General features: G+C 59.9%; 22 protein-coding genes. 10 read left to right on the top strand and 12 right to left on the bottom strand.

Annotated features, from left to right (window positions below; all coding sequences use genetic code 11):
* Nucleotides 1–1721 (top strand): tetratricopeptide repeat protein (locus OXG98_11015; GenBank protein ID MCY3772533.1); only part of this gene is annotated, 1721 nt, incomplete at its 5' end.
* A gap of 2 nt (nt 1722–1723) precedes the next feature.
* Nucleotides 1724–3133 carry a UDP-N-acetylmuramate:L-alanyl-gamma-D-glutamyl-meso-diaminopimelate ligase gene (gene mpl / locus OXG98_11010; protein MCY3772532.1) on the top strand — a complete coding sequence of 470 codons (1410 nt, stop codon included), beginning with the start codon at nt 1724–1726 and terminating at the stop codon, nt 3131–3133.
* 23 nt (nt 3134–3156) lie between these two features.
* Here the strand turns inward: mpl and OXG98_11005 are convergent, their stop codons facing one another.
* From OXG98_11005 to OXG98_10985, 5 genes are all read right to left on the bottom strand, one after another.
* Entirely contained in the window at nt 3157–4137 is a 981-nt protein-coding gene (locus OXG98_11005; protein ID MCY3772531.1) for a GNAT family N-acetyltransferase, read from the bottom strand.
* 22 nt (nt 4138–4159) lie between these two features.
* Nucleotides 4160–4579, bottom strand: coding sequence for a hypothetical protein (locus OXG98_11000; GenBank protein MCY3772530.1), 420 nt, complete (start codon nt 4577–4579; stop codon nt 4160–4162).
* Between the two features lie 56 nt (nt 4580–4635).
* A complete protein-coding gene (locus OXG98_10995) occupies nt 4636–5082 on the bottom strand; it encodes a hypothetical protein (GenBank protein ID MCY3772529.1) in 447 nt (148 codons plus the stop codon).
* A 49-nt stretch (nt 5083–5131) separates the two neighbouring features.
* Entirely contained in the window at nt 5132–6517 is a 1386-nt protein-coding gene (locus OXG98_10990; protein ID MCY3772528.1) for an aminotransferase class V-fold PLP-dependent enzyme, read from the bottom strand.
* A gap of 185 nt (nt 6518–6702) precedes the next feature.
* On the bottom strand, nt 6703–7713 hold the full coding sequence (locus OXG98_10985; protein ID MCY3772527.1) for an SDR family oxidoreductase: 1011 nt from the start codon (nt 7711–7713) through the stop codon (nt 6703–6705).
* A 279-nt stretch (nt 7714–7992) separates the two neighbouring features.
* Here OXG98_10985 and OXG98_10980 point away from each other — a divergent pair, with 279 nt between their 5' ends.
* The 5 genes from OXG98_10980 to OXG98_10960 all read left to right on the top strand — a co-directional run bounded on the left by OXG98_10980 (nt 7993) and on the right by OXG98_10960 (nt 12057).
* Nucleotides 7993–8979 (top strand): Ldh family oxidoreductase, encoded by a 987-nt coding sequence (locus OXG98_10980; protein ID MCY3772526.1) that lies wholly within the window; start codon nt 7993–7995, stop codon nt 8977–8979.
* Nucleotides 8976–9599 carry an NUDIX hydrolase gene (locus tag OXG98_10975; GenBank protein MCY3772525.1) on the top strand — a complete coding sequence of 208 codons (624 nt, stop codon included), beginning with the start codon at nt 8976–8978 and terminating at the stop codon, nt 9597–9599. Before OXG98_10980 ends, OXG98_10975 begins: the two co-directional genes overlap by 4 nt.
* A gap of 131 nt (nt 9600–9730) precedes the next feature.
* Nucleotides 9731–10486: a sugar phosphate isomerase/epimerase gene (locus tag OXG98_10970; GenBank protein ID MCY3772524.1), complete on the top strand. Its 756-nt coding sequence runs from the start codon at nt 9731–9733 to the stop codon at nt 10484–10486.
* Between the two features lie 38 nt (nt 10487–10524).
* Entirely contained in the window at nt 10525–11310 is a 786-nt protein-coding gene (locus tag OXG98_10965) for a phytanoyl-CoA dioxygenase family protein (GenBank protein ID MCY3772523.1), read from the top strand.
* Nucleotides 11311–11313: 3 nt separating this feature from the next.
* Entirely contained in the window at nt 11314–12057 is a 744-nt protein-coding gene (locus OXG98_10960; GenBank protein ID MCY3772522.1) for a phytanoyl-CoA dioxygenase family protein, read from the top strand.
* 115 nt (nt 12058–12172) lie between these two features.
* Here the strand turns inward: OXG98_10960 and OXG98_10955 are convergent, their stop codons facing one another.
* Entirely contained in the window at nt 12173–13117 is a 945-nt protein-coding gene (locus tag OXG98_10955; GenBank protein ID MCY3772521.1) for a hydroxyacid dehydrogenase, read from the bottom strand.
* 273 nt (nt 13118–13390) lie between these two features.
* Between OXG98_10955 and OXG98_10950 the strand changes: the two genes are divergently transcribed.
* The gene (locus OXG98_10950; GenBank protein MCY3772520.1) at nt 13391–14956 is read left to right on the top strand and encodes a GWxTD domain-containing protein; all 1566 of its coding nucleotides are present in this window, start codon (nt 13391–13393) and stop codon (nt 14954–14956) included.
* 47 nt (nt 14957–15003) lie between these two features.
* Here the strand turns inward: OXG98_10950 and hflX are convergent, their stop codons facing one another.
* Both hflX and OXG98_10940 read right to left on the bottom strand, forming a co-directional pair.
* Nucleotides 15004–16323 carry a GTPase HflX gene (gene hflX, locus OXG98_10945; protein ID MCY3772519.1) on the bottom strand — a complete coding sequence of 440 codons (1320 nt, stop codon included), beginning with the start codon at nt 16321–16323 and terminating at the stop codon, nt 15004–15006.
* 26 nt (nt 16324–16349) lie between these two features.
* Complete coding sequence (locus OXG98_10940; GenBank protein ID MCY3772518.1) at nt 16350–18536, bottom strand: BatA domain-containing protein; 2187 nt, start codon at nt 18534–18536, stop codon at nt 16350–16352.
* A gap of 270 nt (nt 18537–18806) precedes the next feature.
* Between OXG98_10940 and carA the strand changes: the two genes are divergently transcribed.
* Both carA and OXG98_10930 read left to right on the top strand, forming a co-directional pair.
* Entirely contained in the window at nt 18807–19943 is a 1137-nt protein-coding gene (gene carA, locus OXG98_10935) for a glutamine-hydrolyzing carbamoyl-phosphate synthase small subunit (GenBank protein ID MCY3772517.1), read from the top strand.
* Between the two features lie 46 nt (nt 19944–19989).
* Nucleotides 19990–21780, top strand: a complete 1791-nt coding sequence (locus OXG98_10930) for a radical SAM protein (GenBank protein MCY3772516.1) — start codon at nt 19990–19992, stop codon at nt 21778–21780.
* A gap of 117 nt (nt 21781–21897) precedes the next feature.
* Here the strand turns inward: OXG98_10930 and OXG98_10925 are convergent, their stop codons facing one another.
* The 4 genes from OXG98_10925 to OXG98_10910 all read right to left on the bottom strand — a co-directional run bounded on the left by OXG98_10925 (nt 21898) and on the right by OXG98_10910 (nt 26250).
* On the bottom strand, nt 21898–22308 hold the full coding sequence (locus OXG98_10925) for a PIN domain-containing protein (protein ID MCY3772515.1): 411 nt from the start codon (nt 22306–22308) through the stop codon (nt 21898–21900).
* A 412-nt stretch (nt 22309–22720) separates the two neighbouring features.
* The gene (locus OXG98_10920) at nt 22721–23020 is read right to left on the bottom strand and encodes a HigA family addiction module antitoxin (GenBank protein ID MCY3772514.1); all 300 of its coding nucleotides are present in this window, start codon (nt 23018–23020) and stop codon (nt 22721–22723) included.
* Nucleotides 23021–23063: 43 nt separating this feature from the next.
* On the bottom strand, nt 23064–24629 hold the full coding sequence (locus tag OXG98_10915; protein ID MCY3772513.1) for a M48 family metalloprotease: 1566 nt from the start codon (nt 24627–24629) through the stop codon (nt 23064–23066).
* Nucleotides 24630–24849: 220 nt separating this feature from the next.
* Entirely contained in the window at nt 24850–26250 is a 1401-nt protein-coding gene (locus tag OXG98_10910; GenBank protein ID MCY3772512.1) for a sulfatase, read from the bottom strand.
* Between the last annotated feature and the right edge of the window lie 264 nt (nt 26251–26514).

The raw sequence follows: 26514 nt of genomic DNA, 5'->3' as shown, positions 1-26514 counted from the left end.
GGGTCGAGCAGGCCAGGACGCTCGAGCGTCTCAGGCAGGATGACCGGGCGGTCGCCCTCTTTGAGAGGATACTGCAGGAAGCGCCGGACAACAGGTCCGCCCTCAACGGCGTCCTTCGACTGTACTTTCGGCTGGAAGCGTTCGACAAGGCGATACCCTTGCTCGAAACCCATATACAACGATCACCCGACAACATCAGATTCCGCGGCAGGCTCGCCGAGGCCCTCTTCGGCAGCGGCCGGGACGCCGAAGCGGAAGAACAGATTCGAATCCTCCAGGATCTGTTTCCGGAGAGCGAATCGGCCGTAAACACGGTCGCTTATCTACACTTCGGCAGGCAAGCGTACGACAGGGCGATTCAAACCTGCCTTGCGGGTAGACAGAGACTGGGCAAGCCGGATGCCTTTGCCCTCGCTCTCGCCGGTTTCTATACCAGTGCATTCGACATACCGGGCGCCGTCCGGGAATATGTACGGTGGTTGACCTTGAATCCCAGGCAGCAAGGCATAGTCAGTGACCAGATCGATCAACTCACCGTGCTGGGAAGCCAGGAACTCGTGGAACGGGCGCTTCGGGAGGCGGTATCGGAACACCGCGGCAGCAAGGACGCCCACGACCTCCTCGGAAACTACTATCTCCGATACGACAAGCCCCTGGAGGCGTTGGCCGAGTACCGCGAGGCCGACCGGTTGGACGGATCCAGCGGCACATACCTGGCCCGGTTCGCCGAATGGGCGCTGCGGGAAGGACATACGCAGGACGCCATCGATACCTATCGGGAACTCATCCGGCAGGCCGCGTCGGACACCATGCGCGCCGAAGCATCTACCGGTCTTGCCAGGGCGCTCCAGGAGAACGGGAGCATCGACCAGGCTGCCGGAACCTACCGGAAGATCATTGCGCAATACCCGGAAACCAGATACCGGGAAGAAGCGATGGCCCGCCTGGCGGGTCTCCATCTCGCCCATTTCCAGGACGCGCGACAGGCCCTCGACACGTACCGGTCGCTTCTGGCCCACGCGCCCGCGACGAAGTTCCGGGAGCAGGCCATGTTCGGCATCGCGGAGAGTTACGTGGTCTTGGGCAGCCTCGAAGACGCGCTTGCCCAGTACAACCGGATCGGGGACCCGGAAGCCGGATTCCCGGAAGTCGAAACCCGGGCGCGGACGACATTCCACCGGGGTGAGTTGGCGCTCTTCAAGGGGCGATGGGACGATGCCCTCGAGCGGTTCCACGAGACGGCCGACCGCTATGCGGACAGCCCCTATGCCAACGACGCGCTGGAGTGGACCATCCTGATCGCGGAAGGCCGGCAGGGCGGTGACCGTTCACTTGCCGATTATGTCCGGTCGGTGCTGCTGCGCCGTCAGTTCAGGGACCGGGAAGCCCTGGAAGCCTGCAAGCGGTTTGTCGAGGAGCATGCGGAAAGCCTGATTGTGGATACAGTCATCCTGGACATCGGTGTGATACTTGACCAGTTGGGTAAGCCGTACGAAGCGCTCGCGGCTCTGCGCGACCTGATCGAAAGACACCCGGACAGCCGCCGCGTCGTTACGGCCCGGCGACGGGTTGCCGAAATCCTCGAGACGAAGATCGGCGATATTCCCCAGGCGCTCACAGAATACGAGACCCTGCTCGTTTCCCATCCCGACCACTTCAATAACGACGCCGTACGCCGAAAAATCCGGGAACTGACCGAGAACCATCCCCCGATGCCCTGACCATGTCCCGACCGCTTCACATCCATCTTGTGGCCATTTGCGGTACGGGCATGGGAGCGCTCGCCGTGATGCTCAAGTCCCTCGGACACCGGGTAACCGGTAGCGACGAAAACGTGTATCCGCCCATGAGCACGGTGCTTTCGGAACAGCAGATACCCGTATTCGAGGGCTTCGCCGAAACCAACCTGAACCCTCCACCGGATCTCGTGGTCATCGGAAACGCGGTTTCGCGGGGCAACCCCGAGGCCGAAGCCGTCCTGGAACGGAAGATCCGGTATGCATCCATGCCGGAGACGCTCAAGTCCTTCTTCCTGTGGGACCGCAAGTCGATCGTGGTGGCGGGGACGCATGGCAAGACGACCACGACGGCGATGCTCGCCTGGTTGCTCACCGAGGCCGGCCGGGATCCCAGCTACATCATCGGCGGAGTTCCCAGCGGCTGGCAGACCGGCGCGCAACTGGGGTCGGGCGACCTGTTCATCCTCGAAGGCGATGAATACGACAGCGCCTTCTTCGACAAGCGGGCGAAGTTCCTGCATTACCTGCCCGATACGGTGATCATCAACAACATCGAGTTCGACCACGCGGACATTTACGAATCGCTCGATGAGATCGTGCTTTCTTTCAGGAGGCTGGTCAACATCATACCCGAAAACGGGTTGCTGATCGGACCGGCGGACGACGAGCGCCTCCGGACTCTCGCAACCCACGCATTCTGCAACGTCCATACCATGGGCGAGTCGCCAGGCACGCGGTGGTCTGCGCGTAACGTTTCTTTTGATCCCGGGGGTACGTCCTTCGACCTGTTTGAACGGGACGAACCCCGCACCCGGCTGACGATCCGTCAACTTGGAGTCCACAACGTCAAAAACGCGCTGGCGGTCGTGGCCGCCGCCCGACATTACGGCGTATCCTGGGAGGATATAGCGCGGGGCCTCGAGACCTTCCCCGGCGTGAGGCGCCGTCTTGAGCCACGGGGCGATGTCAACGGCATTACGGTCTACGACGACTTCGCCCACCACCCCACCGCCGTAAAAGCGACGCTGGAGGCGCTTAGAGGGGCCTGTCCGGACCGGCGCATCTGGGCCGTGTTCGAACCCCGCTCAGCCACCACCATACGCCGGAACTTCCAGGAGGCCTATGCCACCGCCTTCGACGACGCGGACCGGGTATTGATCGCGCCGGTCTTTCTACCCGGGAAAGCGCCCGAAGGGAACCGTTTTTCCGTGGAGGAACTGGTGGAGGGACTGCGTCTTCGCGGCGTTCGCGCCGACGCCGTGGAAAGCGTGGACCGGATCGTTTCACGGCTGGTCGAGCAAGCGGCGCCAGGCGACCGGATCGTGTTTATGAGCAACGGGGGATTCGGCGGCATCCACGACAAGACGCTAGACGGGCTGAAGCACGGGCAGTAGGCGGCATCACGCCGCGAGCAGGACTAGGCATGCCGCGCGTACACCTCGACATCCATTGCCTGGCCGGCCGCCTTGAACTGCTTTCGAAGGGTGGACTCGCGGACGAACCCCGCGTCCTTCAACGCAGCGGTCTTCCGGGAGTCGCCCGGTTCGACATGACTCTGGATTTTTCGTCCCGCCGGCATGGAGAACGAGTCCAGCAAAGCCCCCCAGTAAGCCGTGAACGCCGGATGAACGAACAAATCCAGGAGACAGGTCTCTCCACGCCACCGGGTGTCCGGCATAAGGGTCGCGTAACCCGTGACCGCCTCGCGGTCCGTAACCAGCAGCCGGACCTGGTGATCGGCATCTTCCTGCGTGAGCTTCATAAGCCCCAGGTAGGCGCCTTCAAACATGCGCGGCCCGATATGTCCCAGCCCCACGTTGCGTACGTAAGGCGGACCGTCCTGGGCGCAAAGCACGTTCAGTGAAGGCCAGTTTTTCCAGTCTCCCGGGACCACGCGAACCCCTTCCCCTCGGAAGTGTTCCGCCTCGAACGCTGCATTCCCCGCGTACTTCATGTGACCCGAGTCCGGTATGACGCTCCGGAACCCGAAGCTGTAGTACAGATAGTAGGGATGGGTATCGTAGCCCGTGGACAGCGTCAGGTACCGGCCGTCCCGGTCATTGAAGTCGGCCATCTGCCCGGCCATGACCAGCCGCGCTATGCCCTTTCGGCGGTGTTCCGGCCTGGTGTATACGTGACTCATGATGCCGACTCCGCCGTGTTCGCTGACCATGATGTTGCAAACCGGTTGTTCGTTCAGGCAGCCGAGGTAGAACCGGGTTTCGAGTGGGTCGACCCGCCCGGCGAATACCTGGTCGAGATGCCACTGTTCGTTGCGCGATTTGTGTGCGAGGATCGGCCGGACGAGCGGCGCATAGTCGTCGTCCGGCGCCTGAACGACGCCGACTTCGAGCGCTTCGCCCGTGCGGAGTCTACTAGCGGTGATCAGCGTGTACATAGAGCGATGGAGGATGGTGCGGCTAGGCCTGTCTGCCGCGGCCCAGCACGACACCGACTACCGTTCCGGCCAGTGCCACTTGAACCGTATCGATGACGACCTTGATCAGGGTTCCGGTGAGATTCAACATGGTTGTCATGCCAAACAGGCTCAACCCCAGGAACAGGTGGAGAAGCAACCCGAAGATCGCACTGGTTCCGAGGGCTTTCACCGCATCAGTGTGGCCCGTCCAGCAACCGAGGAGGACGGTCAGCAGCGCCCCCATGGCAACGGCACCGAGGACGATCGTCCATACGTTCGGACTGGACTTCATGACCAGTTCAGGAGCCGTCACCGCGAAACCTTCGAAAAGGCCGCCGAACAAGCTGCCGGTGACAAAGCCAAGCAACAGCACCATGACGGCCCCGGCTACGGTCGCAATGGCGAATCGTTGTACAGACATGGATTCCTCTTCGGGCGAATGCACGTTTGGTCTTCCGGCGCTTGTTTCAAAGCAGCTTAGTTACTGATCGCGGCCGGGGACTCCGCTGCTCGCTTCCTGCCCAGTACGATTCCGATCACGGCGCCCGCCAGGGCAATGCGCACCGTCGTCAGGACGACGTCAAACAACGTCGCCTGGAGATTCATGTAGTTCACCGTGCCATAAAACATCAGGCTGATCGCGAGACTCAAAAGGAAACCGAAAACCGCCCCGGTCCTGAATCCCGCACCAGCGCCGGATACCCCCGCCCAGCAGCCGATTACGAGACACAACAGGGCTGCCAGAATCAATTCGCTCAGGTAGATGAACAGCATTTCGGGCGGGTCTTTGGCCACGGCGGCCGCACCCGGTTCGGCATTCGCCGCGAAGTACCCGACGAATACCATCGCGTAGAGGATGAATCCCAGGACGAGCAGGACCAGGGCGCCCGCAATTGTGGCGACGAGGAAACGCACTAAGCCCATTTCAGCTCCACTGGATCGAGCCTGACGTAAACCCCATGGCCTTCGGATCTCAAGCCTGCGCAAGCCTTTCGATCCTGTCGATCAAGGTATCGACGTGATCGGCCGTGTCCATGACGTGCAGCGTGGCGCGGACTCCCCTGAAACCGCCGGCGGCGCCGACGGTACGGATGTAGATGTTCGGGCTGCGGTACCAGAGGCGCCCGACGATGAACGAAGGATCGAGGTCCTTGACGGAGAAGGATACGAGCGCACAGGACATCCTGGGATCGTCGGATGCGTACACGGTGACGCCGTCTATGGCCTTCAGGCCCTGGCTCAGGCGTTGGGACAGGTAACGCAGCCGGGCTTCGATAGCTTCGACCCCGAGTTTGTTGTGAAAATCCAGCGCCGCACCGATGGAGACCCGATCCGAATAGCTCGAAGAGCCACGCTGTTCGAGTTTCCTGGCGCCTGTGATGGCCCATTCCGGATTCATCGAACCCGTATAAACCAGGGGATGCACCCGGTCCTCCATGTCATTCCGGACGAACAGGAAACCGGTGTGCTGAGCGGCCAGCATGTACTTGTGGCCCGCACCCGCATACATGTCGCATCCCAGGTCCATCATGTCCATTTTCATCATGCCCGGCGGCTGGGCGCCGTCGATCAGGGTGATGATCCCCCGGTCGCGGGCAATCTCGCAGATCTCCTTCACGGGCATGACGAATCCGTCGGTGTAGTTGATGTGGCAGATGGTGAGAAACCTGGTCTTCGGCGTGATACCGGCCGCCACGGCATCGACGACCTTCTGCGGATCATCGGGCGTACGGAAACTCGGATCCGATATGTCCACCATCTTGAATTCCAGGCCGTCGCGCTTCGCCCGGAAGGCCATCATGTTCTTCACCCAGCCGTAATCGTAGTTCGTGGTCAGGATCTCGTCCCCGCGGTTCAATTCCAGCCCCATGAAACCGAGTCCCATCCCGTCGGTGGTGCTGTTCGTAAAGGCGATCTCCTCGACCTCCGAGCCTATGTACCCGGCCATCTTCCGCCGGATCTCATCCATGCCGGCGAAACTGTAGGTCGACCAGCACATGTTGGGATCGGAATTGACCGCCTCGATGGCTTCCACCTGCGCCTTGTGCACGCTCACGGGCGAGAGGCCGCGCGTGCCCGAATTCATGTAGATGACGTTGTCGCGCAGCATGAACTGGGCCGCGACCTTCTCCCAGTAGGCTTCGTCATCAGGCGCAGCTCCGCCGGTCGGCTTCTCGGGCAGATCGGGCGATGGCGCTGCTTCCGCATCCTGTACGGAGGACAGCAGGGTCGACGCACCGGCCACCCCGGCCGCACCAGCCATCACGCTGCCGATGAATCCACGGCGGGACAGATTCTGGGTGTGATCGAGGTCCTTGATACGGGGATCGGTTTTTGGTGTTCCTTCGTTGTCAGACATGAAAAACCTCCGTCAGGGATCGAAACTATCCCATTTTTCGACTGAAGTCGGGAAAGAAATAGTATTCAGTATAATCTGGTATGGTGGTGTTTACAAGAAGTTAAGGGGTGAAAAGACTCGAAGTCTCTAGACCGTCGGGTATGCAGAGCGTGGTCCACACTTGCAACCACTGCCTCGCGTTTCTTTCACTCATACTTATCCAGGTACTCTCTCGTGCGCCTGTATTCCTCTTCTGCAGCAGGATCCAGCTCGATCTGGTTCATACGGGCACGGACATTGTAAAGGTCCATCTCGTCTGGAGATTCTTGGTGATCTGTGATATCCCGTATCCTTGCAGAAAAATAGCTGCCCCAATCCGGCTGGCGACCGTCCAGGTCCGTGAATCCATACTCCTTCGCGAGCGACCAACTTCCGTACAGTCCACCGTGCTTCGACGCGACGTCCGGATCGGCCGCCAGGGCCGCTACGCCCCTTCCCATGTAACACGGCGTCTCCGATTCCTCGAAGAACGAGTCGTGTGCGATACCATCCCGCCAGTTCTCTTCCGTGATCCCCATGCCGTCCAACATCGCTTCGGACCGCAGGAAGCCTGGCGTAACGGTCAGCGCGGTGATTTTGTGCGCGTGGAGGTCGCGCGACATCGCGTAGCCGAGCCGGATCGTGGCGTTTTTTGCGAAATCATAGAAGAGGTTGCCCCGATAGCCCATCGTGTCGCCGTCGGTGACTTCCACGATCAACCCGGCGTTCCGCTCGATCATCATGGGTACGCCGTACCGGCTCGTGATGATATGGGTGTGAACGGCCCCCTCGAGCATTTTCAATCCTTTGGCTGTATCGAGTTCCCAGAAAGGCGAACCCCATTCGATCATTTCATCGCCGCCCCAGATGTCGTTGACGAGGATGTCGAGCCGGCCCTGTTCGTCCCTGACGCGCGAGAACAATCGCTCCACTTCGGCCTCAACGGTGTGGTCCGTCCGCACGGCAATGCCCCTGCCCCCCTCGGCCGTGACCATTTCGGCGGTTTCTTCGATCGTCTCGGGACGGCCCGGCGTGGCGGGATGGCCCTTTACGCTTCGTCCGGAGCAGTAGACCGTGGCCCCCGCCGCGCCGAGCATGCGGGCGATCCCCCGTCCGGTCCCGCGCGTCGCGCCCGCAACGACCGCCACGCGATCCTGTAGTGGCTTCGGTTTCATCATGTCTCCAGTCCGTTGGTTCAGTCGTGTATCGGCGCATGACCACGTAAGTGATGAAGAGGATCAGAAGGTACATGGAGCGGCGGCGCAAGTCAAAGCGATAGGCGGTTCGATTGGATAGCTGTTGTTTTGCCGTTCGGGTCTCATTATGGTAAGGTGAGCGGAAGGAGGATGGAGTCCGTTTATGCGCGAGACGAGAATCCGCCAAGTCCGGTGTGCGTCGATGCATCCGTGCCTGTGAGCAAATCTCCTTGAGCCGCGAAGCTGATCCCGGAGACATTTATGGCCATCATTCCTGTTGATTACACCAATCTCCGCTACGACGCCAAGGACCTGCATCGCTTTACCGCAGAAGCGCTTGGAAAGGCCGGCCTATCGGAAGCCCACGCGTCGGAAATGGCCGACTACCTGGCCGCGACGGACCTGCGCGGCGTCCTCAGCCACGGCACCCGCCAGCTTCCGGGATACGTGAGGTCCTTCCAGGCTGGCCGATGCAACCCGCGGCCGAATATCAGGATCTGCCGGGAGTCGGCCGCGGTGGTGCAATGGAACGGGGATGGGGGCATGGGTCACCTGGCGTCCGCCCGGGCCATTCGCTCCGCTGTGTCCCGGGCCCGCACGGCAGGGATCTGCCTGGTCACGGCGACCCACTGCGGCCACACGGGATCGGTGGGGAACTGGACGCGCATCGCCACCGGGGCGGGCATGATCTGCCTGTACTACAGCACGCCCATGAGTCCCCTTCCCTTCGATCGGCCTGAACCCGTCGTCCAGGCGTTGAACAACCCGCCCGTGAGTTTCGGATTCCCCGCGGCGGAGGGTGAGCCGCCCGTGCTGATCGATATGGGTACGCACCTGGAACTGCCCGAAGTTCAGCAGAAAATCGCGGAAATCAGCGTGCTTCCTTTGATCAAGGGACTGGCCTACCAGGTCACCTCCGTCATGATGACCTGGCCGGTGGACGCGCAGTCACCCGTTGAACGGAGATTTCCAGAGGCCACCAGCAGCCTGACCGCTGTTGTCCTCGACCCGGCGTTCATAGGCGACTCTTCCGATTACACCCGGACGGTCACGGAGCTGCGGGAAAACATACACGCCATGCATCCGCTACCGGGTCTGGACCGCTCGTTGCTTGCGGGAGAGCTTGAAGCCGAACGAGAGGCCGATTTCAGCCGGAACGGGATCCCCCTGGACAACATCCATATCCAGTCGCTGCGGGAACTGGGAGATGAGCTGGATGTACCGTGCTTCTGGGAAGCGGACGGATGAGACAACAAAAAGGGCACGAGGACGGCGGATCGCATCGCGACCATCTGCTGCAGATGCTGAACCACTACCTGGCGCATCATCCCGATGAAAAGTATACGATAGAGCGGATACGTTCCCTGGTTTCCGGACATCCCGGCTGCTTTGAAAGAACGTGCATGCCGGGTCACATCACCGGTTCGGCCTGGATCGTTTCGCCCGACCGCTCGAAGTACCTGATGACCCGGCACCGCATCTTCGACCGCTGGCTTCAATTGGGCGGCCATTCCGACGGTTGTACCCGGCCCCACCTCGTGGCCCTGCGGGAAGCCGAGGAGGAATCCGGACTCGCCGGATTCGGGCTGTACCGGGAGCCGGCAGGGTTCGTGCCCCTGGACGTGGACATCCACGCGATCGCCCCCCGCGCCGATGTGCCCGCCCATGAACACCACGACCTCCGTTATCTGCTGGTTTCATCCTCGGAGCAGCCCCTGAAGATAAGCGATGAATCCCATGATCTCAGGTGGTTCGAAAGGAACGACCTCATGGAAATGATCCACGAGGAAAGCGTGCTGCGCATGCTACGCAAAGGCGATGCCGCCCTGCGCCGTGGCGGCGGGGATTTCGTATACGATTTGTCCTGACGATTCGCTTGCACGTCGTTGGCAGGCTTCGTATATTCAACCCGCACTTTTAACCCAAATGACCCGCTGATGTTTCTACCTAACATCGAACAGCCCAAGGCGGCTGAAGAGAGAGAAAGAGGTGCCGTGATATGCCCCCGCCCGTAGCCCTGCAGTTGTACACCCTCAGAGAATTGGCCGACAAGGATTTTGAACACGTGGTAAACCTGACCGCGGAGATCGGTTACGCGGGCGTTGAGCCCGCCGGGTTTCCGGGTACCACGCCGGAAGCGGCGGGCAAGCTCTTCCGTTCGCTGAACCTCGAGGTTCCCAGCGCGCACCTGCCTTTGCCCGTGGGTGACAACAAGTCCTACGTCGTCGAAACGGCCGACGCGATCGGAACGAAGCGTGTCGTATCCGGACTGGGACAAGACGACCACAGTACCGTGGACAACATCAGGTGGTCGGCGGACCGTTTCAACGAGGCCGCGGAGGCCGTGGCGCCGCACGGCATGACCTTCGGGATTCACAATCACTGGTGGGAATACCTGGAAGTGGAGGGGCGGATCGCGACGGATATCCTCCTCGAGCATCTTTCACCGGAGGTGTTCTTCCAGGTGGACGTATACTGGGTCCAGGTCGGCGGTCCGGACCCCGCCGGCGTGCTTGAACGCCTCGGCGCCCGGGCGCCTCTGCTTCACCTCAAGGACGGACCCTGCCGGCGGAATACGGACATGACCGCGCTGGGCGAAGGCAGCGTGGATCTCCCGGGAGTGATCGCTGGGGGAGGGAACCATACCGAATGGCACATCGTAGAGCTGGACAGTTGTGCGACGGACATGGTCGAAGCGGTACGGAAAAGCTACGCCTACCTGGTGGATAACGGGTTGTCCCGCGGTAACAAATAAAGGGATGCGTAGATGGAGGATGACTGGAGACCGACGGCATGACGAAGGAGGAAGGCACGGAAAAACGGGAACAGCTGACCCGGGACGGGTACTGTCACATCGAAGGCGTACTTACCGGGGCGTTTCTGGACGAACTCCGACGGGAGTCGGATCGATTGCTGGACTCCGCGGAATACCAGCCCGAATGGCGCTACCAGGGTTCCGATATCCACGTGGATATCCGGGAAAACGCCGTGATGCGCCGGTTGCTGGACTGGCCCGCGACGCAGGCGTGGCTACGCGCCATGAGACTGGACGATTTCACGCCCAACGGGACCATCCACGTACTGAGCAAGCCGCCCGGAGGACCGCCCCTCTACTGGCACCAGGACTGGGATACCTGGAACGACCCTTTCAGCCTGGCGCCGTGGCCGCAGCAGCTGTTTCTTTCCTACTACCTGGTGGACACGGACCAGATAAACAGGTGCTTCCGCGTCATCCCGGGCACGCACCTGAAGCGGATACCCCTGCATGGACAGGTGGAAGTGCCGCACCAGCGGACGGCCTGGTTCGCGGATGAGGAAGATCCTCACATGTTCGGCGACCACCCCGACGCCATCGACGTCCCCGTCCGCGCCGGCGACCTCGTGATCGGCGAAGCACGGCTGCTGCACTCGGCCCGGGGAAACAACAGCGGCCTGAGACGGACCCTGCTCCTCGGTTGGCACATGCGGCCGGCCACCGTCCCGGACTACTGGTCGGCGGAGGTACCCGGGCCGATCCTGGTCCGCTCGGAAAACGAACGGTACGAAAACACGCGCATCCCCGGCGATTACCTGGAGTAGACGATGAACGAATTCGAAAACGCCATCTACGAACTGGACGTGTACGGTTTCACCGTCGTGGAGCGCGTCTTGACCGAGGACCAGATCGCGGCCATGCGCGAGACGCTGATGCGCCTGAACGACGAGGTGGGCGAAGAGCGCGGAGGCGAGGGGTCCTGCAGGCACGTGAGCAATCTGCCGACCCTCGATCCCATCTTCTTCCCCGTCATCGACCACCCCCGCATCCTGCCCATCCTCGAGCATTTTCTCGAGAAGTCGCTCATCCTGGGCAGCCTGAACAGCCGCATCGTACGGCCGGGAGACGGCGACCAGGGATTTCACAGCGACATACCCGCCGAAATGCTCAACATGGCCTCGCCGGTCATGATGAACACCGTGTGGATGCTGGACGATTTCTCGCCGGAAAACGGCGGTACGCGGGTCGTTCCCGGGACCCACAAGAGTGGCCTGGGCCATCCGGCCCAGGGTGTCGAAGCGAAGTACTACGTGCAACCCTCCGCGCCCGCGGGAAGCGTCCTCGTCTTCAACGGCCAGTGCTGGCACGCGGGCGGGGCCAACCGCGGCAACGCGAACCGGCACGCTCTATTCGCCCACTACCGCAAACGCATGCTCATGTTCCAGTATGACCCCCACGAAGGGTTTCCCGGCGAATGGTACGGCCTGCTTACGGAGCGCCAGAAGGAGATCATGCGCATGAAGCACGGCGTGGACGCGCCCCGGGCGGCCGACGTGCAGGTATTCAGGTAGGCGGTCCCCGGAAGCCGGTACACGCCCCCGTCACGGATAACCCCCGACGAGTTGAACGCCGCCGCCGGCCAGTCCCATCGCAACCTGCACCGCGCGCAACCTGCAGCGTGCCCGCCTATCCATTACCGGGCACGACCTCCGGATTGACGATGTGGTCCGGCTTCTCGCCGTTCCAGACCTGCAGTGCCATCGTTACCGCCATCCTCCACATACGTTCCCTGCTCGCGACTGACACGCCGGCGATATGGGGCGTAACGATCACGTCGTCACGATGGAGCAGCGGATTGTCCGTGGACGGCGGTTCGGGCTCGAAGACGTCCAGGGCCGCTCCCGCGAGACGTCCCTGGTCGAGCGCGGCGCAAAGTGCCTGCTCGTCGACCAGTCCGCCCCTCGACACGTTGACGAAGAACGCGCCCCGCCTCATTCGGGCGAAGCGGTCCCCGTTCATCAGGTGGCGGGTTTCCTCCGTCAGCGGAGCGTGTACCGAGACGACATCCGACCTGGCCAGCACGGACTCGATGCGGTCCTCCCGTTCGATGCCCATCTCCGCCACCCGCTCATCCGCGACGTAGGGATCGTAGGCGACCACGCGCATACCGAGCGCGACGGCCAGGCGCGCCACCCGGCTTCCGATGCGGCCGAGTCCGATCAGGCCCAGTGTCCGCCCGAAGACCTCCATCCCCTGGTAACCGGACAGATAGTCTTTCCCGGGTTGTTCCGCGAAATCCCGGGAAACACGCTTGATATGCTTCACCGCGGCCAGGATCAGGGCGATGGCCGTTTCGGCCGTGGAAAGGGTCGGACCTTCCGGCGTATTGCAGACCGCGACGCCCCTTTCCGTGGCATCCGGCACGACGATGTTGTCGATGCCGATCCCGGTCCGGCATATGACCCTCATTTCCGGATACCTGTCCATCAGGCCACCGTCGTATGTTCGCCGCGCGCCTGCGACGACCGCATGAGCGCCGGGCAGGTCGCGGAGCGGGTCTTCGGGCGACTCCTCTCCCGAGCCGTTTACAAGGATGCGATGGGCAAATTCGGAACGAATCACGGGAGGCATGGCTCGATCCGACCAAAGCCGCAACATGGGATCCTCCTGCGCACGACCGGCCGAGCGAATCCGGCCGGCGGACAAATCAGTTGCCCGGTTGTAAGAATAACCTTAAATTACAATCATGATTCAGATCAGAACGCAACCGCGCGTGACCAGCGGGATATCATAGATCGGTGTTTCGTATCCGCAAGTCAATCGATATCCGGGATCGGCGCGTAACGCGCATGCCGGGCTACGCTTTTCAGAACCCGGGGTGACATCAACCGGGAGATATCCGAAGTGTTTCGATTCTACCGCCGTCTTGTCTGTGTTGTTTGCCTGCTCTGCACCGGGTCCGCCTTTGCCCAGGTACAGGAAACAACCTCGGCAGACGTAGACTCCACAGCCGCCGGCGACCCCTTCCTGTTACCGGCCAATAGTACCGGCGAGATCGATTTCGCCGTGGACGTCAGCGGATTCAGGGGGGCGGAGGAACAGACTTACCTGGAGTTCTATTTCCTGTGCCGGCCCAGCGAGTTTACCCTTGAAGAAAAAGAGGACAGGCTCTACGTCGCCACCTTCTCGATCGACCTGTCCATCATCGACGACCAGGAGAACATCGTATTTCAAACCGTCCAGAAGCGGGAATACCAGACGGACCGGCCCGTCGTCGTTACCCGCAGAGGCGAGGAAAGGGTGGTACTGGAACAGATCGCCGCGGGCGTGAACCCCGGTTCGTACCGCGCGAAGGTTCTCGTGACCGACCTGAACTCCAACCGCCAGGGAGAAGCGATCAAACCTTTTATCGCCCGGCCCCTTGATTCACCCGAGCTTTCCGTGAGCAATCTGCAGCTCTCGACGCTCATCCAAAGGGCTGAAGAGGACAACCGTTTCACGAAAAACGGGCTGCTGGTCCTGCCCAATCCCCTTCGGATATTCGAGAAATGGGCCGAGATGCCCGAGGATGGCAGTTACAAGCCTCGTAACATGTTCCTCTATTTCGAGATATATAACCTGGCCCCGGATTCGACAGGAAAAGAGGCCGGCTACGACATTTACCCCGCGGTAACCAGTCACGCCAATGAGATGTCTTTCCCTCTTCCGCCCAAAACGAACCGGCGGATTACGGGTACCGACGGGTTGGACGTGATCGCGCTGGACTACATGACCTTCCCTGAAGGGGTCTATACCCTCGAAGTTACGGTCGAGGACGCGCAGACGGGGACGGAAGCGTCCAGTTCGGCCGTTTTCGAGATTGTCCAGCCTCCGCCTCCGCCCCCGCCAGTCACCGCGTTGACCGAGGAACAGGCGAAGAGAGGCCGGAGAATGCTGGCGATTCTGGCGTCCAAACGGGAGCGCGACCTCTACGACAGTCTCGACCTCGAAGGTAAGACCGAATTCCTGATCGCCTTCTGGCGCATGCGCGATCCCACGCCCGAGACACCGGAAAACGAATCCATGATGGTGTTTAACGAACGGTTTTCCTATGCCGATTTTCAACTAGGCGGGGCGGAAAGCGACCGGGGAACAGTCTTCATCCGATACGGTCAGCCGGAAGAAATCGTGCGGTACGACAGCGACAACATCATGAAGGCCCACCAGATCTGGTACTATACCGAGGGCGTGGACGGAGACCCGTCCCGGACCACGGAAGGCGGCCGTCACTTCTTCGTCTTCGGCGACCGGCGGGGCATCGGCAGATACGAACTCTTGCACGCCTCGGCAAGGGGAGAACTGTACAACCCCCAGTGGCGCCAGGAACTGCTCCTCCTGAACGAGCGTTTCATCCAGGACAACAGGGATTTCGGGCAACCGACGCTGCCCGTACCCAACAGCGGTGCGGAGGCCGATCCCGCCAACCCCTGAGCGCTTGCTGCCGGCATCAGGGCGTAGTTAGTACCAGCCGGCGCGACTCACTCCACATACCTGCAGACAAAAGCGTCCAGCGTCTTGCCGAGGCGCCCGGCAACGGACGGCATCATTCGGACCGTAAGGCGAACCCCCTCCGATTCGTCTTCCCGGTGCAGCACTTCCCCCGATTCGTACGCTACGGAAACCGCGTGTCCGTTCTCGTAGGGGATCAGCAGTTCCAACTCCACGCGATGCCGATCCACCAGGTCTGAAATCCTCTGGCGCAATCGCTCCACGTCGTCGGGATCCAGAGCGGATACCGTGACGGCGTCGGGGTAGGAGAGCGCCAGGATATCCCGCGCGTCCGGACTTTCCAACTGGTCCGCCTTGTTGAAGACCAGCAGCAGGGGAAGATCCGAGACCCCCAACTCCGCCAGTACCTGGTTCACCGTAACGATATGTTCCGCGTGATTGGGATGGCTTCCGTCCACGACGTGTACGAGCAAATCCGCGTCGTAAACCTCGGTCAGCGTACTTTTGAAAGAAGCGACCAGATGATGAGGCAGCTTTCGGATAAAACCCACGGTATCCGACAGCAGAACGGGTTGGCCCGGGGTCACGTTGACCGCCCGCGTGGTCGCATCGAGCGTGGCGAACAGCCTGTCTTCGATCAGCGTGTCCGCCTGGGTGAAGGCGTTGAAAATCGTGGACTTCCCGGCGTTGGTGTAACCGATCAGGGTAATGCAGAACATGGCGCTTCTGCGCTGGCGCTGGCGCGTATAGGACGCGACCAGCTGGTCCAGGTTCCTGCGCAGGTGGGTAATACGTCCGCGGATCAGGCGGCGGTCGATCTCCAGCTGCGTTTCCCCGGGCCCCCGCACGCCGATGGCACCGCCCGATGAACCCGACGCCACGCCGCCTTCCTGCCGGGACAGATGGTCCCACTGTCTCGTCAGACGGGGCATCATATACTGCAACTGGGCCAGTTCGACCTGCAGCTTGGCCTGCCTCGACTTGGCCCGCGAGGCGAATATATCGAGAATCAGGCCGCTGCGGTCCAGGATGCGCCGCTCGATGACACGGTCCAGGTTCCTGACCTGGGCCGGTGTCAGGTCATCGTCGAATATCACGAGATCGATTTCTTCCGCCTTGCACAACTCGGCGATCGACCTGGCCTTTCCGGTTCCGATATAGTACGCCGGGTGCATGGTGCTGCGGACCTGGATGATCCTGTCCACGATTTTCGCGCCGGCCGTATCGGCCAGCAGGGCCAGTTCATCGAGCGACTCCTCCATTTCGCCGAGCCGTTCGTTCGACGGCACCAATCCGATCAGCAAGGCGCGTTCCCGGTTGTTTCTGGGTATTTCGTGCATTTCCCGCATATTGCGTATGTCCTTTAACTGTGGTTTCAGCCCTGCTTGTTCAGCTCTGCGCGGTCAATCCCGCGCGGCATCCGGGCCGCGTTGCTTCCGGCCCTAGCGCGCGACCCCGAAAACCAGTATTCCACCATGAGGAGCACCATCACGAGGAGGACCAGCGATTTCCATATCTCATACCGGCCCGAGCCGCTGAAGGTCCCGCCCGGGGGTACACCCGCGGTATCGCCCGGGTTCATGAGAACGACAGGCGCGCCGGCGCCAAGAAGCCCGGACGCCTGTGCCGGAGTGAATCGCTCCAGGTCCGATTCCCGGGTGTCCGGATTTACCGCGAACGCCTGCGCGACGAACGCGCCGTCCCGCAGAAGATATACGCCGGGTTGCTTCGTATCCGGGATTTCCACCGTGATCCCGGCACGGCCGAGCCGGTGGTTTACGGTCTCGGAATGTCCCGAGGGGTATTCCAGGTAAAGGTCGTCATTCTCAGGAAATCGAATCAGCGGCTGCGCGACCGGGTCGCCCGCCAGGTAACCGACCTCGGTAACCGCCACGGATGGATGCAGATACCGGACGCTTCGATGCATGAACGGTACGAACACGCTTCTCAACGCCAGATCGCTCCACCCGGCATTTACGTCGGTCGCAACCAGCAATGCCCGGCCGCTGCCGGATCGCCCTTCGAGAATCGCCGGCGTCCCGTCCGCGAATCGTGCGATCACCTGCGCGCCGGGACCGGCGTCCACCGCAAAGGAGGCGTAGAACCGGGCCGCGCCGGTCGACAACCCGTCGGCGGAACGGCCCGCGAACCGAAAAACGGGATGCTCGTAGTCGACCTGGTCTATGCGGAGAAAGGTCTGCTTCTCGTCGGGCACCCCCCTTCTGCCTCCGATCGAACAACCGAAGACGTCTGAGAAAAAACTGTTCCCGTAAAGGGCCGGATCCAGGCCTCCGCCCAGAAACAGCAGGACCCCGCCACCCGAGGAAATGTAGCGTTCCAGGCTGGAAAGCCGCGCGGGCGTCAGCTCCACTTCGCCATCCACGATCAGCACGCCCGCATCGTACAGATCGCTGTTCAACACATCGGCGGATGCAGTCCGCAGGTCCACGGGGGTGACCAGTCCGCCCGACGGTTTCAGCACCTGCTCGACGAAGTACCGGGATTCGGTCCGTCCGACCGCGGTAACGCCGAAGGCGTCCGGGACGGAGAGGGTAAAGTGCCGTCGATTGTCGGCTGCGATGTCATCGTCTTCCAACTCCACGTATCCGACGTATCTGCCCGGCCTGTCGATCAGCACGTTGAACTGCACGATCCCCGTCCCATCCGCCTCGGCAGTCACCTGTCGGCTGTCCCGTTTCTCGCCGTTGATAACGAGACTGACTTCCCTGGCGTTCATCGCGACGCTGTTCCGGTTGGCAACGGTGGCGACGAACTGTTCCGGCTGATCGCGGATCAGCAGCCCCTCGCTGACGGAAACCGCGTCGATGCTGGCGTTATCCACGCTCCCCGCCTCGTACGCGTACAGGTATACTTGGGGGGCAGAATGCGACGGCTGTGACGGATCCGCCGTGTCCGCCGTCACGGATTCCGCCATTTGCTGCCAGTCGCTTCGCTGCAGATCCGACAGCAGGTAGATACTCTTGTCCGCCGCAACGATGCCGGCCAGTTTTTGCCGCGCGAGATCCAGGGCGCCGGCCATATCTCCCGATCTTTCGGATACTTCCATATCCGCCAGCAGCTCCCTGAGTGTTTCCATGCGGACCGTCGGAACGGGCGGCAGGGCTTCGGCCGGCGCGGCCGACAGCACGATCAGTCCTTCGTCACCTTCCCCCATCATTTCGATGATGCGCCGGGCCTCGGCTTTCGCGGCGGCGAAGGGCGTTACGCCCAAACTGCCGGCTGCCATGCTGTAAGAATTGTCCAGCACGATGGCGAAGACCGTCCTCTGCTTGAGGCTGCTGCCGATTAACCAGCCCGCCAGGCCTTCGACTACCGGCCTGGAGAAGGCCAGCACCAGGAACAGGACGATGAAGGTACGAAGCAGAAGAAGCAGAAGTTCCCGGAGTCTGAGGGCCCGGGAACGCTGCAGATGATGATCCCGGATGAAAATGACGGAACTGAAATCGACGGTGGAGACCCGCCGGCGATGGAACAGATGTATGATAAGCGGCACCGCGACGGCTGCGAGACCCAATAGCATCAACGCGTTCAAGAATGTCATTCGGATTCCTCCCCGGAGGCTCAGTAATATACCTTCCGCACTGCCGCGCGTAAAGCGATATCAGCGGTCCGGAGGGGACCTGGGTGAACGGATGGCAGGGAGTTTGGACCGAAGTGCACGGGTACGGATGAACGGGGGGCGGAGGGTCAATTCTCCCGGTGCGCGGCCCGTGTAAGCCAGGTCGATTTTCCTTGACACACCGGGTGGCTGGGGGTATCGTAATGCTAATATCCGGACGGACCCCACCGGCATCCCCTTGAAGGAGCGTTTATGGAGGCATGGCTGGCCCTGGAAGACGGCACAGTCTACGAAGGCGAGTCCTTTGGCGCTACCGGGGAAAAGGTGGGAGAAGTCGTTTTCAACACCAGCATGATCGGATACCAGGAGGTACTGACCGACCCGTCGTATAAAGGTCAGATCGTCACCATGACCTACCCGTTGATCGGGAATTACGGCGTGAATCCGGGCGATCTGGAATCGCTCCATCCGCACGTGGAAGGATTCGTGGTCCGGGAGCACCAGCGAAACCCGAGCAACTGGCGTTCGACCGACAGTCTCGATCGGTTCCTGGCCGACCATGGCGTAGTAGGCATTTTCGGCATCGATACCCGGGCACTGACCCGCAGGCTACGCGTCGACGGCGTCATGCGCGGCGTGATCAGTTCCGGCGCGGCGGATCCCGGCACACTCGTACAACAGGCCAGGACCGTGCCCAGAATGGTCGGTATGGACCTGGTCCGCGAAGTGACCACGGACCGCCCATACCGGTGGGAGGGAAATCACCGTATCTACGTCGACCCTCCCGGCGACGATCCGGAGAAGATCTGGGACGGCTTCGGCGAACCCGGAACATACCGGGTCGTCGTGATGGATTACGGGGTCAAGCACAACATCCTGAGAAACCTGGCGCGCCGGGGCTGCCAGGTGCTCGTATTGCCGGCGGACTATACGGCCGAACAGGTGCTCCGGCTGAACCCCGACGGTATCATGTTGTCCAACGGACCGGGCGATCCCGGCGCCGTTCATTACGCCATTGAAGAGTTGAAAGCCCTGATCAGGCAGAAGCCCATATTCGGCATCTGCATCGGTCACCAGCTACTCGGGATGGCGCTGGGCGGAGAGCGGTTCAAGCTGAAGTTCGGCCACCGCGGCGCCAATCAGCCCGTACGGCAGTGCGAATCGGGTCGGGTGGAAATCACCGCCCAGAACCACGGTTTCGCCATCGACGCTTCCACCCTCGACGAATCCGAGGTGGAGCTGACCCACATAAATCTGAACGATCAGACACTAGAAGGGCTCAGACACCGCCGATATCCGGTTTTTTCGGTACAGTACCACCCCGAAGCTTCACCGGGACCGCACGACGCCGATTACCTGTTCGACCGATTTATCGCATCCATGCAGTAGACAACGCCGACGGCGCTGTTCCGGACGGTTCCTACAGGAGCAAGCAATGCCACAACGTATCAAGCACATCCTCTTTCTCGAACCGAAATCCTCCCACCTCCACGTGTACTCGGACGCCTATATCCCGCGCATCGGCTGCCTGGTGCTCGCGACGATCATGCGGGACCTGGGCTACGGCGTCAGGGTGATGCTGGAAGAGGTGGAGGATGTCGATACGAACGAGTTCGCGGAAGCCGACCTGATCTGCATCTCTTCCCTGACGTCCACGGCGCCCGGGTCCTACCAGTACGCCGATTTCATCCGGAACGTCTACCCCGAGAAGACGATCGTGATGGGCGGAACGCACCCGACCTTCGTGCCGGACGAGGCCCTGCAGCACTGCGATTTCGTGGTGCGCGGCGAGGGGGAGGAAGCGCTGGTCGAACTGGTCCGGTGCCTGGAATCCGGCGCCGATTACCGCGGCATCGCCAACCTGTCCTGGATAGAAGACGGCCAGGCGATCCACAATCCGGAGCGGCCGAAGGCGGAAGATCTCGACGTGTTGCCCATTCCCGACTTCACCCTCGTACCCCGGGGCAGAATGGACATCATGTCGATACAGACGCAGAGAGGTTGTCCGTGGGACTGCAGTTTCTGCACGGTGACCAAGCTGAACGGCCACAAGCTGCGCGGGCATTCGGTCGAACGCGTGCTCGACATGCTGGAAGCCTACACGAAGTTACCCCATTTCACCTACCTGTTCTTCGCTGACGATATCTTCAATGTACCGGTCGACCGCACCATGGCCATCATGCAGGGCATGATCGACCGCAAACTGATCATTCCCTGGGCCGCGCAGATGCGCCACGAGATATCGAAGCAGCCGGCGCTGATGAAGAAGATGCGGGAGGCCGGCTGCGACCGGGTGATGGTGGGATTCGAGTCCATCGACGAAACGGCCCTGGAACTGTACGGCAAAAAAGAAACAGCCCACGACGTGGAGGTGGCCATCGACGCGATCCATGATCACGGGATCGATCTCCACGCCATGTTCATCGCCGGCGCCGACTCGGACCATCCGGAGACCATCAAGCACCAGTTCGAATTCGCGAAGAAAAAGGACCTGGCGACTTCGCAGTGCATGATCCTGACCTACCTGCCCGGTTCCGAAGACACCGTCCGCTACGATCTGCAGGGCGGGGAGTACCTGAGCCGCGACTGGAGCCACTACGACGGGCACCACGCCAACCATCCCGTACCGAACATGACCCGGTACGAACTGGTCAACACGGTGATGGAAGGCATGAAGGGCATGTACGCGCCGCACCGCATCGCGTCCAAGCTCGCCAGTGCCGCGTTCAACGCCCTCAGGTTCAACAAGCGGGAAGCCGCGCGGCAACTGCGCAACGGCCTGCTGCGCCTGAACGGCTACTCCATCCTTCAGCGGTGGTTCAAGGAGCACACCGACTACCTGGCCGATCTGCGCGCCGAGAACGTGTCCCTGTCGCCGGACCGATACAAGCGCGTGCTGCTGGCCGTCTCCAATGTGGACGTGAGCCGGGTGCTTCGCACGTTCCTGGACGAGATGAACATCCGCGTAGAGGAGTTCAGCGAGGAAAAACTCTCCGCGCTCAAGGACTCGGATCTGGTCGTCATGGCAGGCGAGATGGTGGACGACGTGAGAGCGCGGGTCCAGAACCTGCACATCTTCCCTGTGCACGACAAGAACACCCGGATGGACCGGACCCTGACCCAGCTCGGCATTCTCTTCACCGAGAACGTGGACAAGGTGCGCGAGGCCATCGCCGCGGTGCACTTCCAGCCCGCCCAGGGCAAGCTGGCGACGGGCGACGCCTGACCGGGCGGCTCCTGGGCGATCGCAAAAAAAAAGCTGTTACTGAAAAAGGCATCCAGGATGTTCGGTCCCGGATGCCTTTTCCTTTTCTCGTGGATTGACGCGGCTAAAAGGAAACGCCTAACTGCTGAACCGCCAGCGTCTAACGTCGTCGAAACGGTCGAAATCCCTGTCGAATGTCGCTACGTGATCGCCTGAAGCCGCAGACAATGCAGCCAGGTAGCAGTCCAGGAAATCGCAATTCGTAGACGCGAAACGATTCAATGCATCGATCATCTCGGTCTGCCTCATGCAGCGAACGCCGGCACAAGTGATGACTTTGCTCAACCCCTCCGCAATGTCCTTACGCCTGGTCTGAAAGAAGGACTCGAGTACCCAAACAGCTTCGGCCACAGCCACCTCGGTCAATACCAGGACGCATTTCCCATCGCTGGCATCGGAAAACAGAGAACGAGCGGCTGGCGAATGACTTGCATGGTCGTCTCGCAGGAAACGCAGGAGGACGTTGGTATCTAACAGGAATTTCGTCATTTGTATCTTGCCACTCTGGCCTTTCGTGCGACATCCCGTTCCTCGGTTCTGGACGCGGATGGTTTGCCATCTGCGAGAAAGCCATATAGATCCTTGAGTGTTTCGGGTTGGGCTCTCACCACGACCCCGCCATCAATCAGTTCATAAATGAGCCGTTGCCGAGGTTTGAGGTGAAGTGCTTTTCGTACTTCGGCCGGGATGGTAGTCTGCCATTTCTCGGTTAAAGTTGATCTAATCATAGGAAACATCTCCTTTCATTGTTTATTTGATTTCATTGTACTCAAAATAACAATGGAAGGCCGGATCCGCAAGTCTCTAGAATCTAGAGGTCGAAAAAGACGCAACGACACGCCTCCTTAGCGTCTTCCTTCGTCCTAGCTATGGAATTGATCCACCCTTGCTTGCGGACGAGTCAGGGATTCCGATTCAATGACGCGGCAGGTTGGATCCCGGCAACAAGCCGAGGTTTGTCCCTGGCGAGCTTTCTGAAGTCGAACTCCACCTGGATCCCATGCCAGAACTGATCTGACTGATTGAAAAACGCCCCAAAGCGAATCGACATCATTGGCGTAATCGACCGGCGGCCACGCACTATCTCGTTGATCGCACGCGGTGCAACCCCGATCGCACGCGCCATGGCGTTCTGCGAAATGCCCATAGGCTTGAGATACTCCTCAAGCAGGATTTCGCCAGGTGTTATGGGTTCGTTCATGGTTGTATACTATGATGAAAGTACCAGGATTGATGGGCATTGACTATTGAGCCAAATACCATTTCAGTTTCGAACCTGGTAGATTGACTTTAACCTCTTTGAAATCAAGAGAATCCAAGTTGCCTGACAGTTCACCACGCAACAATACACCTTGATCTTCATACGGCCCTATGAGGGAATCTTCCTTATTGTCAAGCTTGATCTTTTTACCGTCTAGAGTTTCAAACGTGATATCTTTGAACTCTCGTGGCTTGCCAATGTCTGCCGTGGCATACACCTTGCCAAGAATCTGGCTCGCATCTAGAGAATACCGTTTTGCCACAGACGGAGTGGTCGACCTTTGACTATGAAATTCTATAGTCACTACTTCAATGCCATCCTTATTGCGCCCCACAACCATTACCGGTTCTTCAAACACTGTGACACGTGATTCGGTTACCGCTGCTATTCGATCATCTAGCAAAGGATGTGATCGGAACGCTGTAAGATTCTTTCCATCTTCTCCAGTAAAATAGTCCGTGTAGTACCTCAGCTTTTTTAAAACCAGACTAAACGCATCAATTCCAAGTTGTCCATACTGCTGCTGCATGTACAATGCTGCCATCGCATCTGCTTCTTCCTCCATCGAACGCGGATAACCTTCGTAGAACACATTCGTGGCCACTTTTACAAATGCATAGGTCAATCCTCCAATTGTTAGAACTTCATCATCGGATTTCCCTGAAGCGGCACCAACTGCAGCAGCCAATATGCTTAGTCCCTTGGCAAGAGCCTCCTTCTTTTTGTGATTCTGGTAGATTCGATAACTGTGACGTCTTTCTACATGTGCGACTTCATGAGCGATTATAGATTCGATTTCCAGGTCACTCTCTGTCGATTCCAGCAACCCTCGATTTACAAAGATAAATCCGGTTGGTACCGCATACGCATTGATCTCGTCATCTTCCATCACTGAGAAACGGTAATCGTAGCCCTGCAATGGGATAGGCCAGTTGTCTAACACACGTGTACCGATTTCACGTGCACGGTTCTGTAGGCCATCATCAGTTGCTAATTGGTTCATACTTTGGATTTCTTGAACTGAATATAGGCCAAGTACACGTTCGGTAGCATAGTCACTAACCATTGGCGTAGTTTTAAAACACAATTGGCAGGGACGCATGCCAGTTTCTTCTGCTTCATGTATAGTGCTGAATTGATGTTGATTATCTGGATGAGGTAAGTGATTGCTGGATGCAACGTGGTACATGTTACTTTGGGTATTTCCAATAAGAACAACTGGATCGGAAGCATTGTCGTCTGATTTGAAACACAAGTTGAATCCTATTTCAAAAGCTCTTCGGCTTAAAACTGGTGAATGAAGAGGAGAAGAAAAACGTATCTTTCCTTTACCTAATCGTGAGCTCCTAACCTCGACTTCAATGCGGTCATCTTTCGCTTTTACAGACCTGATTTCAACCAGTTCGTCTTTAGGGAGCCGAAACATGTTCCGATATTGTTTTGAATGGGCGAAATAGTAGGTGTTACCCTCGTGGTTGTAGTATGTCATTGGGTTTTGATGAACACTGCCTCTCAAAACTACCTGAAGTCCCTTTAGTTCTTTCTCCATTTCCTTCACCATCTTGGACGACACTTTCTGTGCAAATATGTCGTCGCTTACAACGAGACATAACACGATACATACATATTGGGTTAGTTGGCGGAACATGTTCTGCCTCCTAGCTTTCTGTTTTGTGGTTGAATGATTCGGGTGTGTTCTGTTGAAACCTCAATAGTACCTGCCAAGTTTAGGTCAAACAAGAAAAGTGTAGTTATGGCTCAATTGCATGCTAGCCGTTATACGCCTCATCCCCCACCCGTTCCTGCAGCCGCTTCAATTCCGCCTTCAGCTGCGTAACCACTTCCTCGTATTCGGGATCACCGTACACGCTGTTCAGTTCGCAGGGATCCTTTTCCAGGTCGAAAAGCTCCCACTCGGGTGCCGTCTTCTCACCGACCGCGCCTTCCTGGCCGAGCGGATCGCCGTAATAGTAGATCAGCTTGTATCGCAGGGTGCGGATGCCGTAATGAGCGCAGACGTTGTGGTGAGCGCCGTGCATCCAGTACCGGTAGTACATGGAGGTCTGCCAGTCTGCCGGGGTTTCTCCCTGGAGCAGCGGACGGAACGAACGACCCTGGAATGACGAGGGTACATCTACGCCGGCACAGTCCAGGAAGGTCGCCGGGAAGTCGACGTTCAGGATCATATCGCCGTTCACGGTACCGGGCGCAACCTCTCTCGGGTAGCGGATAAGGAAGGGCATGCGCAGGGATTCCTCGTACATGAAGCGCTTGTCGTACCAGCCGTGGTCGCCGAGGAAGAACCCCTGGTCCGACGTATAGATCACGATGGTGTTCTCTCCGATTTCTTCCTCATCGATATAGTCCAGCAACCGCCCGACGTTGTCGTCGATCGAGGCCACGCACCGCAGGTAGTCCTTGATGTACCGCTGGTACTTCCAGCCTTTCTCTTCGGCCGGGGTCAGGTTCTCCGGCACAGGTACCTTCAGGTCCTCGGCATTGAGATCGCGCTCTACGCGCATCCGGGCGGCCGCGGCGGCCTGTGCGCGGTTGGCATAGTCGTCGTCGAAGGTGTCCGGCTCCGGGATATCCTCGTCTTCATACATGCGGGCATGCCTGTCATCGGGCTCCCAGGGCCGGTGCGGCGCCTTGTGATGCACCATGAGGCAGAAGGGACGGTCCCGGTCGCGGTTTCGCAGCCAGTCCAGGGAATAATCCGTGATCAGATCGGTGGCGTACCCGCTCCGCTTCGACCGCTCTCCCATCTCGATTATCTCGGGATCGTGGTACAGGCCCTGGCCGGGCAGGACGTTCCAGTAGTCGAAGCCCGTGGGATCGTGATTGCCTCCGTGGCCGAGGTGCCACTTGCCCACCACCGCCGTCTGGTACCCGTGTTCCCGCAGCACCTTGGGATAGTTCAGCAGACGGCCGTCCAGGCGGGTGTCCAGGGTGGTGACGCCGTTTACATGGTTGTACGTGCCCGTCAGGATCGCCGCACGGCTGGGCGTGCAGATGGAATTGGTGCAGAAGCAGTTATCGAACCGCATGCCCTCCGCCGCGATCCGGTCGATATGGGGGGTCCGGTTGATCCGGCTGCCATAGGCGCCGATGGCGTGCGACGCGTGGTCGTCGGACATGATGAACAGGATGTTCGGGCGTGACTGGGACATGGGACCTTTCCGTTGAATGAAAACCCGTTTGTGAGAGAAGAACCTATAGAAGAACTCTACCGGAGGATCGTCGCATATGGCAAGATAGACTCACGAAGCCAGTACGGTCTTGAGGGTCGATGCGGCGATGTTGGCGCCGCATATGACGATGGCCACGGTACGCCCACGGAATTCGCTCTTGCGCTTAAGCAGGGCGGCAACCGAAACGGCGGCGGCGGTTACAGGGGTGCCGTCGGACCAGAGCGCGTCCTCCCTTATGGTCCA

Source organism: Gemmatimonadota bacterium (assembly GCA_026706345.1).
Taxonomy (GTDB): Bacteria; JAAXHH01; JAAXHH01; order JAAXHH01; family JAAXHH01; genus JAAXHH01.
Note: the sequence above shows the minus strand (reverse complement) of the source record. Positions and strands in the feature narration are given on the sequence as shown.